Consider the following 428-nt stretch of genomic DNA (forward strand, 5'->3'; position numbering starts at 1 on the left):
TTGCGCACGATGATGTCGGGCGCATTGAGGTCGAGCAGCCGCTTGAGGCGGTTGTTGCGGTTGATCACGCGACGGTAGAGGTCGTTGAGATCGGAGGTCGCGAAGCGGCCACCGTCCAGCGGCACCAGCGGACGCAGGTCCGGCGGCAGCACCGGCAGTACCTCCATGACCATCCAGGCCGGGTCGTTACCCGAGCCCTGGAAGGCCTCGAGCAGCTTGAGCCGCTTGGAGAGCTTCTTGATCTTGGTCTCGGAGTTGGTCTGCGGGATCTCCTCGCGCAGGCGACCGATCTCTTCCTCGAGATCGATGTCCTTGAGCAGCGCCTGGACCGCCTCGGCGCCCATGCGGGCATCGAAGTCGTCACCGAACTCCTCGAGGGCCTCGAAGTACTGCTCGTCGTTGAGCAGCTGGCCGCGCTCGAGGGTGGT

General features: G+C 65.0%; 1 pseudogene. It reads right to left on the minus strand.

Annotated elements, in window-relative coordinates:
* Window positions 1-428, minus strand: a pseudogene (locus tag FEI13_RS18870) (DNA-directed RNA polymerase subunit beta'); the annotation flags it as partial.

Source organism: Halomonas urmiana, assembly GCF_005780185.1.
Lineage (GTDB): Bacteria > Pseudomonadota > Gammaproteobacteria > Pseudomonadales > Halomonadaceae > Halomonas > Halomonas urmiana.